The 15917-nt window shown below is 35.7% G+C and carries 10 protein-coding genes and 3 pseudogenes; 9 read left to right on the plus strand and 4 right to left on the minus strand.

From position 1 onward, the window contains the following. Positions 1 to 18 precede the first annotated feature (18 nt). The 9 genes and pseudogenes from ABEA36_RS04475 to ABEA36_RS04515 form a co-directional block, all read left to right on the plus strand. Positions 19 to 362 (plus strand): annotated as a pseudogene (locus ABEA36_RS04475) (JAB domain-containing protein). 186 nt (positions 363 to 548) lie between these two features. Continuing rightward, a complete protein-coding gene (locus ABEA36_RS04480; protein WP_345489234.1) occupies positions 549 to 758 on the plus strand; it encodes a helix-turn-helix transcriptional regulator in 210 nt (69 codons plus the stop codon). A 97-nt stretch (positions 759 to 855) separates the two neighbouring features. Further along, positions 856 to 2103, plus strand: a complete 1248-nt coding sequence (locus tag ABEA36_RS04485; RefSeq protein ID WP_345489235.1) for a tyrosine-type recombinase/integrase — start codon at positions 856 to 858, stop codon at positions 2101 to 2103. A 72-nt stretch (positions 2104 to 2175) separates the two neighbouring features. Then, positions 2176 to 2844, plus strand: coding sequence for an antirestriction protein ArdA (locus tag ABEA36_RS04490; RefSeq protein ID WP_345489236.1), 669 nt, complete (start codon positions 2176 to 2178; stop codon positions 2842 to 2844). Between the two features lie 274 nt (positions 2845 to 3118). Beyond that, the gene (locus ABEA36_RS04495; RefSeq protein WP_345489238.1) at positions 3119 to 5698 is read left to right on the plus strand and encodes a type I restriction-modification system subunit M; all 2580 of its coding nucleotides are present in this window, start codon (positions 3119 to 3121) and stop codon (positions 5696 to 5698) included. Next, entirely contained in the window at positions 5695 to 6936 is a 1242-nt protein-coding gene (locus ABEA36_RS04500) for a restriction endonuclease subunit S (protein ID WP_345489240.1), read from the plus strand. The genes ABEA36_RS04495 and ABEA36_RS04500 overlap by 4 nt, the downstream gene beginning before the upstream one ends. A gap of 13 nt (positions 6937 to 6949) precedes the next feature. Continuing rightward, complete coding sequence (locus ABEA36_RS04505) at positions 6950 to 10033, plus strand: type I restriction endonuclease subunit R, EcoR124 family (RefSeq protein WP_345489243.1); 3084 nt, start codon at positions 6950 to 6952, stop codon at positions 10031 to 10033. Positions 10034 to 10085: 52 nt separating this feature from the next. After that, the gene (locus tag ABEA36_RS04510) at positions 10086 to 12143 is read left to right on the plus strand and encodes a DUF262 domain-containing protein (protein ID WP_345489245.1); all 2058 of its coding nucleotides are present in this window, start codon (positions 10086 to 10088) and stop codon (positions 12141 to 12143) included. Positions 12144 to 12218: 75 nt separating this feature from the next. Beyond that, positions 12219 to 12467 (plus strand): annotated as a pseudogene (locus ABEA36_RS04515) (integrase core domain-containing protein); the annotation flags it as partial. Between the two features lie 201 nt (positions 12468 to 12668). On the opposite strand, the gene ABEA36_RS04520 reads toward ABEA36_RS04515, so the two are convergent. From ABEA36_RS04520 to ABEA36_RS04535, 4 genes and pseudogenes are all read right to left on the minus strand, one after another. Continuing rightward, positions 12669 to 12890 (minus strand): hypothetical protein, encoded by a 222-nt coding sequence (locus tag ABEA36_RS04520; RefSeq protein ID WP_345489247.1) that lies wholly within the window; start codon positions 12888 to 12890, stop codon positions 12669 to 12671. A gap of 7 nt (positions 12891 to 12897) precedes the next feature. Continuing rightward, a pseudogene (locus ABEA36_RS04525) lies at positions 12898 to 13065 on the minus strand (polymorphic toxin type 17 domain-containing protein); the annotation flags it as partial. A gap of 44 nt (positions 13066 to 13109) precedes the next feature. After that, positions 13110 to 13535, minus strand: a complete 426-nt coding sequence (locus tag ABEA36_RS04530) for a DUF7878 domain-containing protein (protein ID WP_345489250.1) — start codon at positions 13533 to 13535, stop codon at positions 13110 to 13112. Continuing rightward, positions 13505 to 15865 carry a hypothetical protein gene (locus ABEA36_RS04535; protein WP_345489252.1) on the minus strand — a complete coding sequence of 787 codons (2361 nt, stop codon included), beginning with the start codon at positions 15863 to 15865 and terminating at the stop codon, positions 13505 to 13507. The genes ABEA36_RS04530 and ABEA36_RS04535 overlap by 31 nt, the downstream gene beginning before the upstream one ends. Positions 15866 to 15917 lie beyond the last annotated feature (52 nt).

Genomic DNA, 15917 nt, shown 5'->3' on the forward strand with positions numbered 1-15917 from the left:
AGTAACCCTCAGCTAGTGGTGAATTATCTAAGGCTGTTATGTGAACATGAAGAACGAGAACAGTTTATTGTATTGTTCTTAAATACACAAAATCAGCTAATTAGCCATGAGGTGCTTTTTCAGGGCACTATCACTATCCAAGGGAGATTGTAAAACAGGCTCTCAATCACAATGCTAATGCGTTAATACTAGCCCATAATCATCCATCAGGAATACCTACGCCTAGTGATGCAGATAAAAGAATTACACAATGTATTACGCAAGCACTCTCAACTGTCGATATTTCAGTATTAGACCATATTGTTATTGGTCATCAGTGTTATATCTCATTTAAAGAAACAAGCATTATGCCTTGCTTATAAATATTAACGAAGGAGTTCTATCATGTCATCAACAGTGATACTAGAGATACTAGCTTTAATTATCAAGGTAGTAAAAGACAATATAGATAAGGAAGATTAGTTGGTTATCAGTTATTTCCAATAAAAAATTACTGCACTCTCTAACTTATGACAAAACATTAAAATTGCATAAATTGGAGAATTATCATGTCACATCAAAAAGATTTACCTTTAGCTATTCATCACCCTGATTTCTTGGTTGATATGAAGTACATCACTGAGCTTACACAAATGACGGATAAATGGTTTTATTCGTTAATACAACAAGAACGCTTTCCTAAGCCTATAAAGCTAGGTCGTTCATCAAGATGGCGTTTAAAAGATGTTGAAGCTTGGATTTCTGCACAAGCCAACTAAACAAATAATTTTTTAACCTTATCACTAAGCCACTAATTCAACAGTGGCTTTTTTATGTCCAGAATTTATAGCCTTATTCAATTAGGGAGGAATTACTATGCCTTTAAATGACTCAAAAATAAAATCAGCCAAACCAAAAGATAAAAAATATAGATTAAATGATGGTGATGGTCTAGTTATTGTTATTAATCCAAATGGTTCTAAACTATGGAATGTTAGATATAGATTCAAAAATAAGGAGTGCATTCTATCATTAGGAAAATATCCATTAATAACATTATTAGAAGCTCGTCAGTTACGTGATAAAGTCAAAAAGGAAATAATCTTAGGGCATGACCCTAAAGCTTTGCATGAAAAGAAAAGATCTGAACAAAACGGTGATTTCAATTTTGCAACGATTGCTAGAAAATGGTGTGATAGCAATCGTCAATGGTCTGAACCTCATCGAATTAGAGTATTAAAAACCATAGAAACCAATTTAATCCCATATATTGGTAATCAACATATTGCATCTTTAACTACACAAGAATTATTGAAACCAATAAGACTTGTTGAAGAACAGGATAAGACAGAGTTAGCATCAAGATTACAGCAAAGGACAAATGCAATTATGCGTTATGCTGTACAAAATGGATATATTAACTATAACCCAGCACAAGATTTAACAGGATGTATAACAAAAAAGAAAACTGTTCATCGCCCAGCCTTAGAATTTAATCAGATTCCTGAACTACTTAATCGTATTGATAACTATAATGGTCGGTTAATTACCAAATTGGCAATAAAACTAACATTATTAACCTTTATTCGCTCCAGTGAATTGCGGTTTGCTAGATGGTCAGAAATTGATTTTGAGAGTAAGGAATGGACTATACCAGAAGATAGGGAGGCGATTGATGGGGTTAGATATTCTTATCGTGGTTCAAAAATGCAAACTACTCATAAAGTACCACTTAGTCAACAATCAATGGATATTTTAAAACAACTCTATGAGATTAGTGGAGATCACGAATTAATTTTTATTAGTGATCACAGCTCATATAAACCAATGAGCGAAAATACGGTTAACCAAGCACTACGCAGTATGGGATATGATACAAAAACGGAACTTTGTGGACATGGATTTAGGACAATGGCTTGTAGTGCATTAGTTGAATCTGGTTTATGGAGTACTGATGCAATTGAAAGGCAAATGAGCCATCAAGAACGTAATAAGGTTAGGGCGGCTTACACTCATAAATCAGGACTAATTAATGAACGTATCCAAATGGTCCAGTGGTGGGCCGATTATCTAGATGCAATTGGAACTGAGTTTGTCATGCCTTATGAGTTCAATGCCGCTTAAAAATTACCCAACTATTTAATTCTCATTTCAAAAATTTATCATTTTAATATCTAAAAATTCAAGGAGATGTTTATGCAAACATTACCGAATGTAACGTCATGCCCCGAATCCACCGATGTGGATTCGGGTATGATCTCAGTATTTATCACTAATTTAGGAAAATATAACGAAGGTGAACTTGTTGGTGAATGGCTTGCTTTGCCAACAACGCCTGAAAATGTGACTCAGTGCCTTGAGCGAATTGGTATTGATGGTATCAGCTATGAGGAATTCTTTTTAACTGATTATGAATCATCGATTAGTGGTGTATCGGAATATATTTCGGAATACAGCAATCTTAATGAGCTTAACTACTTAGCATCCAAGCTTGAAGAGATGAGTAATAATGATATTGAAATCTATGAAGCGGTTATTGATATTGGTGGGCATGTTCAGTCCGTTGCCGATCTTATTAACTTAGTTGATAACTTAGATTGTTTTCAGTGCTTGTGGAATGTGAACGATGAATACGATTTAGGCTATTACTGGATTGAAGAAAGCGGTGGTTACAACTTGAAAGAGCTTGGCAATTTAGTTAACTACTTTGATTACGAAAAGTATGGCCATGATATTGTGCTTGAACAGGGTGGTACATTCTGTTCTTGTGGTTATGTTTATCATACTGGTGAACGTTCCGTTGAATATTATGATGGGGAAGATGTGCCGGATGAATATTATGTTTTAAATAACTTGAATGATTAGTAAACCCCCTATGACGCTTTTGATAAGTGTTATAGGGGGAATATTAATAATTTTATTTTTGTGATTATTTTGTTTTGTTATGTCCATTTATTAAAAAATATGGACATTAAAATAATTTTTAGTTTGTTACGAACAATTAATCATATTGTTTTACTATGATTTAAAACCAATCATCGTTAAAATAGACAGTAAATTCTATTGGTATAAGTTTAATAAGTAAACGATACATAATTTACCTATACCAAAGTAAGTTAATTAAAGAGGATAGTAAGTTGTGATAACATCGGAAGAGATAAAACGCAGATTATGGGATGGTGCTAACGAACTTCGTGGTTCTATGGATGCCAGCCGTTATAAAGACTATATGTTAGGCTTAATGTTTTATAAGTTTTTAAGTGATAAAACGCTATCCACATTCAAAAGTATTTATACTAAAGATCACATCACCGAATCAGAACTGATTACCGCATTTAAGCAATCTATTGCAAGTAGTGGTCCGCAGTTAGAAAAAACGCTACAAGCCATGCAGGGTTATTATGTTTTACCACAATACCTTTACCAAACTTGGATTAAAGACATCAATAGCGGCGATTTTGAAGTACAAAAAGTGATCGACAGTTTAAATCACTTCGAGCGTTCAATTGCTGGTTCAAAGGATGCTGATGATTTTAAAAACTTGTTTTCTAGCTCAACCTTAGATTTAACCGATACTGCGCTTGGTAGCAATTTAAACGAACGTAGTAAAAACATTAAGGCACTTATTTTATTATTTGCTGATCTCGATATGGTCGCCTTACAGAAGGGCGATGTACTCGGAGATGCCTATGAATATTTGATTGGTCAATTTGCGATGGAGTCTGGCAAAAAGGCCGGCGAGTTCTATACGCCACGTCAAGTTAGCGAAATTATGGCACAAATTGCCGCAAAAACGTCTAATATACGTTCCATTTATGATCCCACCGTGGGATCGGGTTCCTTGTTATTAACGGTTAAAAAGCATCTATCCAAAGAAGTACAACAATCACTCACCTATTATGGACAGGAAAAAAATACTGCCACCTATAACTTAGCGCGTATGAATTTACTGCTGCACGAAGTCAAACCCAACAAAATGACCATCAAAAATGGGGATACCTTATCACATGACTGGCCAGAAGACCCAGCTCATCCTAATGAAGGTATTCAGTTTGATGCGGTGGTAATGAATCCTCCTTATTCTGCTAAAAATTGGAACCGCGCTGGGCTAAAAGTGAGTGATCCCCGTTTTGAAATGGCAGGCGTGCTGCCACCCGATTCTAAAGGGGATTTTGCCTTTTTATTACATGGCCTTTTCCATTTAGGACAAAGCGGTACCATGGCGATTGTGCTACCGCATGGGGTACTGTTTCGTGGTGCGGCAGAAGGTGAAATCCGTAAACGGCTGCTAGAAAAAAACTACATTGATACCATTATTGGCTTACCAAGCAACCTATTTAGTAATACTGGCATCCCGGTGGTGATTATAATATTAAAGAAAAACCGTCACTTAGCTGAACCTGTTTTAATTATTGATGCATCCAACCATTTTATTAAAGTTGGCAAGCAAAACGTCCTACAGGAAAAAGATATTGCCAAAATTGTTGATACCTATGTGAATCGCAGCGAAGAAGCTGGTTATAGCCACTTAGCAAATCGTCAGGAAATTATTGCCAATGAATATAACTTAAATATTCCACGCTATATCGAAGCCATTGATAATGAAATTGCCCATGATGTAGATGGGCACCTGTTTGGCGGAATTCCACAACATAATATTGATGAGTTAGCGATTATTAAGTCGACTACGCCTGATCTGCTGCAAGCCGCATTACAATCTGTACGCCCTAACTATGTCACCTTAAAAGGGGATGTAACTGGGTTAAGTGATGACATTCTCAATGACCCACGTGTAATGAATCAATCAGCGAAATTAGCTCAGCAGGCACAAACCTATATTGATAAATATTGGCCACAAATCATTACTATTGATGATCAAGATAAAATCCATGATTTGATGGAATCAATGTTAGCGGAGATTAAAACCTTGCTATCAGGTTTTAATAATATTGATATTTATGATGGTTATCAGATTATTGCTGAAATTTGGCAAAGCTCACTATTGCATGACTGCGAAATCATCGCATTAACTGATTTTTATACTGCCGGGCGCAGTCGTGTGCCCAATATGGTCACAAAGGGAACGGGCGATAAAAAACGGGAAGTCCAAGATGGATTTATTGGTAGCATTGTGCCCAATGCCTTAATTGCGAGTGAGCTGTATGCCGAAGAGTTAGTCAATATTGAAAACAATAAAAGTCAAATTCAAACGCTTGAAGGCGAACTTGCCGAACTGATTGAAGCTGCCAAAGTTGAAGATAGCACAGAGTACGAAGCCCTGTATGAATCATTGAAAAAGAACGACGATGATGAACCGTTAGATGCGTTTGATAATAAAAAACTAAAAGAAGAGTTAAAAAATAGCCCGAAAAACAGCGAACAGTATAAGTTACTCAAAAAAGTCGATAAGTTAATTAGCGAAAAATCAGCATTAAGCAAGCAAGTCAAATCTGACGAACTAGCATTAAAAGAGGCTGTGCAAGAACAGATCTTAAACTTAACCGATCACGAAATTGACAACCTAATGTATAAAAAATGGTTTGGTAATACTGTAGCATTACTTAGTGAACTAATTAAAAAAACAATAAAAGCCGAGTTAAAAACCTTGCAGATGTTAAGCGAACGGTATCAAGATACCTTAACCTCCATTGATGATGAAATTTTACAACTTGAAGCTGAACTGCAAGCCATGATGCAAGAACTGGTGGTAACCCAATGAGCCAAAGTAAAAAATTAATTCCTAAACGGCGGTTTAGAGAGTTTAAAATTGATCAACAATGGCTAACTAATAAGCTAGTATCTATGGCTGAATTTAGCAAAGGAAATGGGTATTCAAAAAATGATCTTTGTGAGTGTGGATTACCTATTCTTTTATATGGCAGACTTTATACACAATATAAAACTGTTATAGAATCAGTAGATACATTTGTTAAAAATAGGAAGGACTCTATAGTTTTTAGTTCTGGTAATGAAGTTGTTGTTCCCGCATCAGGTGAGACTGCTGAAGATATAGCAAGAGCTTCATTTATAGAACAATCTGGCATAATAATTGGTGGTGATCTCAATATTATTAAACCAAAGGCTCAGATTGACCCCATATTTTTAGCAATATCGCTTTCAAATGGAAAGCAAAGAAAAGAATTAGTTAAAAGAGCACAAGGAAAAACAGTTGTACATATACATAATTCAGATTTGAAAGAAGTCAAATTTATTTTTCCTGAAAAAAAAGAACAAACTCAAATAGGCGAATTCTTTAGAAAACTTGATAATCTAATTCAAACCCAACAAAAAAAATTACACAAGGCCAAAATTCTGAAATCAGCGTACCTTGCCGAAATGTTTCCTTGTGATGGTGAATTAAAACCTAAACTGCGGTTTAAAGGGTTTAGTGGCAGTTGGTCATATATCCGATTAGGTGATATAACAAAATGGAGTAAAGGTGCTAATTTAGCAAAAAATGTATTAAATGAGGACGGTAAAGGAAATCCAGTAATACATTATGCCGATTTATATAAATTTACCCCCGTGATTGATGAGGTAATTCATTGGTCTGACACAGAAGAAGGAAACATAATTCCACCAAATTCTTTATTGTTTCCAATGTCAGATGTTACTCCTAATGGATTGGCGAGAACAACAACAATTATTAAAGAGAATGTCAGAGCTAGCGGTGATACTTTAATTGCAACAATTTCAAATGATATGCTTGCAGAATATTTATCATATGAAATAAACGCCAACTGTAAAAAAATATTACCTTTAGTTACAGGAACTACTGTTAGGCATATTAGTGAAGATTCTTTATCTACGTTATTAATTAATAATACAGATAAAATTGAACAAACCAAAATCGGTAATTTCTTTAAATTATTAGACCAAAAAATTGCCTTAGAACAACGTAAATTAGATAAATTAAACAATATAAAACATGCTTATTTGAATGAAATGTTTGTATAACAGGAGTGAGGTTATGGGTCAGGTAGTAAAAGATACGTCAGAAAAGGCATTTCAAGAAAGCTTTGTTAAAGAGCTCGAAAAGTATAAATGGCAAGCACCTGACTATTTAAATGGCAATAAGCGTAAAGTCACCGTTGATGATTTAATCAACCACTGGCGGCAAGAACTCAATCGGCTTAATGCTGATCAGCTTGAAGGTGTTGAACTCACCGATAACGAATTTAAGCAAGTGATGGCCAAAGTGCGGCAAATCAGTAATAGCTATGAAGCCGCCAAGATTTTAGCCATGGAAGAGTCAAAAGGCAAAATTGATGGCATTTATCGTGATGATAACCCCAATATTACGCGTAAACAAATTACCCTAACCATCTTTAAAAAAGCTGAAGTGCGCGGTGGTGACTCCAGTTACCGTATTGCGCGCGAAGTACAAACTGCTAATGGCAACCGTTTTGATCTGGTGTTATTAATTAATGGCTTACCGTTAATTAATATTGAACAAAAACGTACCGATAAAAGTTTAGATGAAGCATTTGAACAATTTAAACGCTACTATCGCGATGGCGAATACTGCAATAATTTTATGGCTTTTTCGCAGATGATGGTCATGGTGACCGAGATCGAAACCCGCTACTTTGCTACACCTAAATCCTTGAACGAATTTAATCCAAGCTTTGTATTCCATTGGGCGGATAAATTCAACAAACCCATCAACCATTGGCAGCAAGTTATTGAACACTTCTTAATGATTCCCATGGCGCACCAAATGGTAGGTGATTATCTGGTGATTGATGAAGCGAAAGAGGAAGAAAACCGCCGCCATATGTTAATGCGACCTTATCAAGTGTTTGCTTTGCAAGCGGTTGAGGGGGCTGCGTTTGGTTGGGATAATCCACAAAATAAACCGCATGGCGGTTTTGTATGGCATACCACCGGATCGGGTAAAACCATCACCAGTTTTAAAACTGCGCTGTTTTTATCTACCCGAGCAGGGTTTGATAAAGTGGTATTTTTAGTTGATCGGCGCGAACTGGATAACCGTACTAGTGCTAATTTTAAAGCCTATGCCGCTTTCGAAGCGGTATCTGTTGATGATACTAAACATACCGCCCAATTACGTAAGCACCTAAATTCAGCCAAGAACGGCATTGTGGTGACCACAACCTTTAAACTCAATGTCTTAATTAAAGAACTTGAAGAGGCAAAAGACTTAAGTCTTGCTGATAAGAAAATCATTTTCATCGTCGATGAAGCGCACCGTACCACTATGGGGCAAATGATGGGGGATATCAAAAGCTTTTTTAAAAAGAATAGCTTGTTTTTTGGTTTTACCGGAACCCCATTATTTGATGAAAATAATATCAAAGGAAAAATAAACGAAAAAAGCGAAGTGATTAATACCACCGAAAAGCTATTTGGCCCTAAATTACACCAATATACCATTGATGAAGCCATTGCAGATGGCAATGTGCTAGGCTTTCATGTCGACTACATCAATACCGGCGAATTTAAAAGCTATGATGATCTGCGCGATAAACTTGCCGAAAGAATAAAAATCGAAAAGCCAGAGATGGCAGATCGCGAAATTGATCGATTAGTACAAAGTTGGAGTGAGCTTGACGTCGAAAAGCAAGCAGTTAAAAAAGGTGTACTGGCCTATTATGATGAAACCCATATTCCTCGTGTCGTTGAAGAAATAATTACCAACTGGCAAACTCAATCACAACAGCAACAATTTAATGCTATTTTAACCGTTGCTTATAAAGATCGGGTGATTGCTTATTATGATGAATTTAAAAAGCAACTGGCGAATTATCCACAAAAAATCAACGTCGCCATGACGTTTAGCTTTGGTAATGAAAATGATCCCGATAACGTTGATCCTTACGTCATTAGAGCGATGTTTAAAGATTATGCCCAATTTACCGGAATTAATTTTATCGCTGGTGATAAAAAGCATGGTGAAAAGGCATATTTTGAGGATATTGTTGAACGTGCAACCCGTGGAGGGAGCGGACGTAATGCTAAAAATATCGATTTGGTCATTGTGGCAGATCAGTTACTAACGGGCTATGACTCTAAACGCTTAAATACGTTATACGTTGACCGCACTTTAGAATTACAGGGATTAATTCAAGCCTATTCACGCACTAACCGCGTGTTTGGTTCAAGTAAAGAGTTTGGCACTATTGTGAATTTTCAGTTGCCACGAATCACCGAAGAGATGGTTAACCGAGCATTAGAATTATATGGCAGTGGCGGTAAAAGCAGTAAAGCGATTGTTGATACCTATGCCGCTGCGGTACAAAAATTATCAAATCATTTTGATGAGCTCATTTTAACCTTAACCGATCCAACCGATTGGCAAAGTATTGTTTATGATGATAAAAAATTAACTGAGTTTTTACAAGCGTTTAAGGCAGCAGCGGATCAGCTGAATACTGTGCAACAATATTACGAATTTAAATGGGATGATGCCTCTTTTGGTATGACAGAACATACTTGGTTACAGTATGTCGGTGCATTTAAGAACTTAACGGCTAAATCCGATATACCAACAACACCAATAATTGTGCCGGCTTTAATTGGTAAAACTAAGTTAGCGGGTACACAAGTCATTGACGCAGCGCATATATTAAGTTTGATTGGTTCAAAAGTCGCTAATGTTGATGGTATCCAAACAGTCAATAGCGAAACATTACGTATTATTTATGAGCAAATCCAAGAACTCAGTAATATGGGTGATGATCAGCAAGCAAAAATATTAAAAGAGTTTGTAGATACCCAACTATTAGCCGGTAAGCTTTCCAGTCAGGTACATTTTGATCAAGCATTTAATGCATGGAAAACCGAAAAAATAATTAACTCATCAATTGAGTTTGCTCGCGAATGGGGTATTGATAGCCGATTGTTACAGCAATCAATCCTTAATTTTGGACTATCGCAGCCAGATGTTATCCCTTATTTTGAAGAGATCATCCAAAGTGTTGATTTAAGTCGAATAGAAAATAAGACTATGGATAATTTATTTTCCCACAATTTGAAGCTAACGTCAGAATTGCCACATTGGATCGCTGAAGTTAAGAGCAAATATAATTAAATTTGCAGTGTAAGAACTAATTCTAAAGATAATCGTTAATAAGGATAGTTAGATGAAAGGTGAAGCAAAATCATTTTTAAAGTTTCTAGATGGTTCAGATAAGCGTTTTATTATTCCTGTTTATCAACGTAATTATAATTGGCAAATTAAGCATTGTAAGCAGCTACTCGATGACCTTTTAACCTTAATAGAACAACCTCTTAAACCCCATTTTTTTGGTAGTGTGGTATCAAGCAATATGGAGAACGGTAACCGTGAAGACTATTTAATTATTGATGGTCAACAACGATTAACTACGGTTTCCATCTTATTGGTAGCCATGGTTAATTTGTTAGAGAAAAAATTGGTTCAAGTTAATGATAGTAAGTTAAAAGATAAAATTAAAAATCGTCATCTTGTGGATGAATATAATACTGAATTCCGTAAGATTCGTCTTAAACCAATCAATGAAGATCGGCAAGCATTTGATGCTTTATTTGAGGATGAAGTCGATTTTATCGCGACTTCTAATGTCACCGCAAATTACTATTTTTTCAAAAATGAAATTATTAATAAAAGTATCGATCTTGAACATCTCTATGATGCGATTTCTCGCTTGGAGATTATCGATATTTTTCTTGAAAAAAGCGATGATCCTCAACTAATATTTGAGAGTTTAAATTCTACTGGTTTAGCGTTAGAGGAAGGGGATAAAATCCGTAACTATATTCTAATGAGCTTACCGCCCGTGGTGCAAGAACAGTATTATGTAAAATATTGGCATAGGATTGAAAAGAAAACAGAATTTGACAATTACTACTATGTGAGTGATTTTATTAAGAGTTACTTGACCTTAAAGCTAGGCAAAACAATCGTTATTCGTGATATTTATTTTTATTTTAAAGATTTTGCTAAAGGATACCAAAAAGAAGCCTTACTCATCGATTTACTGCACTATGCCTCTTTATACGAAAAATTACTAAAACCGACAGGGCGCACAAATGATTTAGAACCGAATATTATTCGATTAAATCAGCTTGATTTAACGGTTATTCACCCGTTCTTATTGGCTATTTTAGATCATATTTCTAAAGGAAAATTAACAGAGAAAGAAGCCAAAGATATTTTTTCAATTATCGAAAGTTATATATTCCGTCGTCTCATTGTTGGTTTGGCATCAAACTCCTTAAATAAGTTTTTTGCTACCTTAGATAAAGATATTAGCAAGCGCCAAAATAATAATCAGAGTTATGCTGAAATTTGTAAATTTATTTTATTGAGTAAAGAGCAAAGCTTACGTTTCCCAACAGACGAAGAATTTATCGAAATGTTAATGACAAGAAATATCTATGCATTAAGTTCAGGTAATAAACAATATCTATTTAGTCGTTTGGAAAATAGCAATAGTAGGGAACAAATTAATGTCATAGAACGTTTGCAAAACAGCGAATATAGTATCGAACATATTATGCCGCAGAATTTAAATAATGAATGGAAAGAGTCTTTAGGCCAGAATTTTACTGAAATTCATAATAAGTGGTTACATACTTTACCTAATTTGACATTAACTGCATATAATAGCAAATACAGCAATCACTCATTTGACGTGAAATTAACGATTGAAAATGGTTTTAAGGAAAGCAATTTACGTTTAAACAAATTTGTGAGCGAATGTTACTCGTGGACTGAAAAAGAACTTTTGGCTCGCCAACATATACTTGAAGAAGAAGCTAAAAAACTGTGGCCTTTCCCTTGTTCCGTTTATGTTTCGCCTAAACAAGAAGTGAGTTCTTATTCTTTAGAAGATGATTTTGATTTTACCGGAATTAATTTATCTTCTTATGAGTTTTTGGGTGAAGAAAAACCATTTAGTAATTGGAAAAATTTATTAGGTGATGTCATTACTTCTTTAATTGTTTTATATCCAGCTAAAATGCAACAATTAGCATTAGAAGATGGCGGTTATATTGCAAAGACTAAACTATCTAACTCTTATTCGCTACTGGGTGATTATTTTATCTATGCCAATTGTAATACATCGGCAAAAATTCAAGGATTAAAATCATTTTTTAAACAATGTGATATTCCATTTGAAGAGTTGACTTTTAATATTTTAACAAAATCAAATTAATTATTATGTAATAAGCTTAATGATACATAGAAAGTGATTAATAAGATGAGTACAACTTTGGATATAAACCCAAAAATAACATTATGCTTTATCCAGCCGGGTAATCCTCAGCAAAATGCCTATATTGAACGTTTTAATCGTACTGTTCATTATGATTGGCTAAGTCATTATATTTACAACGAGATTAGTGAATTACAAGATAAAGCGACTCGTTGGTTATGGACATATAATCATGAAAGACCTAATATGGGAATTGGTTGGATCACGCCTATGCAAAAACTTAAATTAATACAACAGCAAAATTCTACGCCAAACTTCCATTAAAAATGGGTGGATTACCCTTCTGGATATCTAATTTTACTATTATATTCGGGCATACTTATATTCCTTTTAATGTAATATATTTAATAGAAGCCCTTCTTGTGCACTCGATATTTGTATCTGATTAATTTTACTTAATTTCATAAGAGATCGCTTTAAAAAAGCCTTTTTTTAATTTCTTCATTTTACTGACTTCTTACTTTATTAGTAATAGTCGTCTCGGTTAAACTTTCTTCCGGTAGGTTTGACATCTTGTTTATCAAAATAAGTCACGATATCTTTTCCTTTTAAAACAATACCATAACCATAAGTGATACCATCTTCCTCACTAATGCCAACTACAATGCCTTTATCACCTATATATTCCTTGTGTAAACAGGTTGTTTGTATTTCTACTTCACAATCAAAATCTATTTTATTTGTCATATTAGCCCTATTTATGCGTTATTTTGCCATCTAAAGAAACATTCAAATGTTTACCATCTCGGGAAGCCCAACCTAATTGTTTTTCGCCTAATTTCGATAGTTGTACATCCCATTCAAACTCTTGCCCAACGGTTCTCGATGGCCCTTTAACCCATTCATTATCAAAATTATCTAAATCATTTCAAGTTTTCTCCCAGAGTAAATGTACTAATAAGCGTCTTACTTTAATAATAGATGTTCGAATTTAATTTCTTCCGAATGTAATTGTCTGCATAACTTATCAATAAATTTTTTACTCGCATTAATTATTTCAAATATATCAATACTAGAATATATCTCTTCCATCCAAACACTGCCAATTTTCCAACATTCAATCCCATCTCTTTTAAAAAACAATATTGGTCCATCTTCATAATCCATTGAATAATATTCAAAATCATATTGTGGATCCTTAAGCCAATCATTCAATTGCTTTGCTAATTCAAGTAGTAAAATGCCACTTTCCGAAAAAATAACCTTATTTTCTAATGAAATAAACAAGCTACCTTCAATTTCAGTAAAAAGCTGAGATGTTAATAGTACTTCACCAACAGATAAATTTGTATAATCAATTTTTATTGAAAGTTCACAGGGAATGCGTTCCATATTTTTCCATCATCTCCAATTATTATTCGAATACTTGTTTGACCTTTTGTACCAATCTTTCTCTCCATATCAACAACAACCCGAAAAGAATTTTCTACATTATTAGGAAGAAATTGAGCATTTGGTGAATTTAATGCCTCTTCTACCAAATTTCTAATATCTGATACATTATTTGTATTAAACTGCGCTGATCTGCTAGCAGCAGTTCCGAGCATATGCTTATCTTTTGGTACCCAAAACTTGACACTATTTTTTGCTGCATAAAATGCTGTTTTAGATACATCATCTAATAAGCTTGAGCTTTTATTTACTTTAACTGCAATCTTATCTACTTCTAATCCCTTTAATTCAATCACATTCGGTTTATTTAAGCTAATCTTTTCTACTGAAATAGTTACTTCAGTTGGTTTCACTATTTGACCGGTTTTAACAGTATTGACAGTTTTAAATTTAACAAAATTGGTAGTTTGGCTAGCTGCTTTTAGCAGTGAGCCGGCTTTACCCACTAAACCGATATCAACCAGTGAATAGGTGATTTCACCATAACCTTTCGGCAATAATCCTGACCATTCAATCAGCTCGCCACCGTAGGTTGGGGTATGTTCATTGGTCCACATTGAACGAGCGCCTGCTTGAATATTATCTAATGCAACAAAGCCAATTGCAGCGGCTAATGGGGCTCCCACACCGGTTACACCGACTACACCAGCGACGTAAAGGCTCATGACACCACTAGCCACTTGGGCTGCGCCGGTTATTCTTGGTAGATTTTCAAGCACCGTTTCTTTAATTTGATCACCGTAAAGGTAGCCCGTAACGCCACCGATAAGGCCACCGCTTGCCAACCCCATGACGGCATTATTTCTATCTTGTAAAGTCCACGTTGGATTAACCAGTTTAGGAAATATTTTAGCCACAAAATCATCTTCAACCGCTTGTGCATTGAGTTGCCAGCTTTTAGCTGAAGCCCATTTAGCAGGCACTTTAACCTGCACTTTACCGTCAGGATTAAATCGCCCAATAAATTGATAAGCCTTATCTTCAGAGACGATTTCATAACGATAATTGGCATGAAGTTCAAGCTGAATAAAGTCCAGCTTTTTAAGCTCAACCGGGCGATAATCAAGTTTAGTGGCTTTAAGTTGATATTCACGCCGGGTTTCCACATGGCGAATGATGCCCGGTTCACGTAGATGTTTAAGCAGTTTAATGGCATTAGCATATAACGATGCAATATCCGTCAGTTGGTCTTGCTCTGTTGCTATTTTCACTTGAGTCAATAGGGCTGACTGTGCGTCGTTATCACCGCCTGTGCCATCAAGGACAAGTGGACTGCCTAGATAGTGGTTAGCCATTTTAGATAGGGTATCATTGTGATACGCATAGTCTGGCTTATCTTGCCCGTCACTGTGGCGAATATTATGTAAGGATTTTAGGGCTTGTTTGAGTGATTTAACATCGGGTATTGCTCCCTCGCCCTCATCCGCACCACAGGTGCCAATACGCTGCCTTGCGGTAATAAAATTGGTATGATTGAGTAAAGCGAGCATGTGGTAAAAAAAGACACCCACCGTTTCATCGGGTCGAAAGGCGGTGTGCTCATCAATGTATTTGGCTTGAAGCCCACGTTGTGGTAAGGCTTTTTGATTAATCAAACTTGCCATTGCTTCATCAAGCTCTATGGTAAAAGGGGAGTTACCTGACGCTAGCAGTGTTGATAACTCATCGAGCCAGCTTTGTGCGAGTTGTTTAACGCGTAGTGGTTTATCACCCCGCAGCGCCAAATCATAGCTCCCGCCTAAACCGCCTAAGACAATATGTACCTTGGGCAGGACCTTGGAGGGTGAAAATACATCACCGTGTTTTAAAAAAATCTGGTTGGGGCTGGTTTGCGCCGTCGTCACCTGATGATTATTACTGGCATCAAGGATTTGAATCAGCTCTGGTTTGTGATTGAGTAAATCCACCACCAACCAACTGTCATCCGGCTCAAACGTCGGCTCTTTTTTCACTATTGGTATCGGCTTGATATCATGCGAATAGGATGCGGTTCCACTATAGCCATTAATCACGGGCAACTGAACTAATACGACGTGTTCTTGATGTAATGCGGTTTTTAAGGTATTTGAGACTTTATCCGGCATTTTGTCATAATAGCTTTGATAAGGTAAACCGACTTGCTGTAGGACTGGGTAAAAGTCTTTGCAACTTTGTGGCTGATTAACCAGTTGTTTGACGATATCATCATAACCACAATCATAAAAGTGCTTAATGCGTGTCGGTTTCGGCTGATAATAAGAAGATGATGATGCATCATCTTCCTCAAGCATTAACCACTGCTTTTTTAACATCAGTTGATAAAGATACATGTATTTTACTATT

It is taken from the genome of Orbus sasakiae (assembly GCF_039542345.1).
Classification (GTDB): Bacteria; Pseudomonadota; Gammaproteobacteria; order Enterobacterales; family Orbaceae; genus Orbus; species Orbus sasakiae.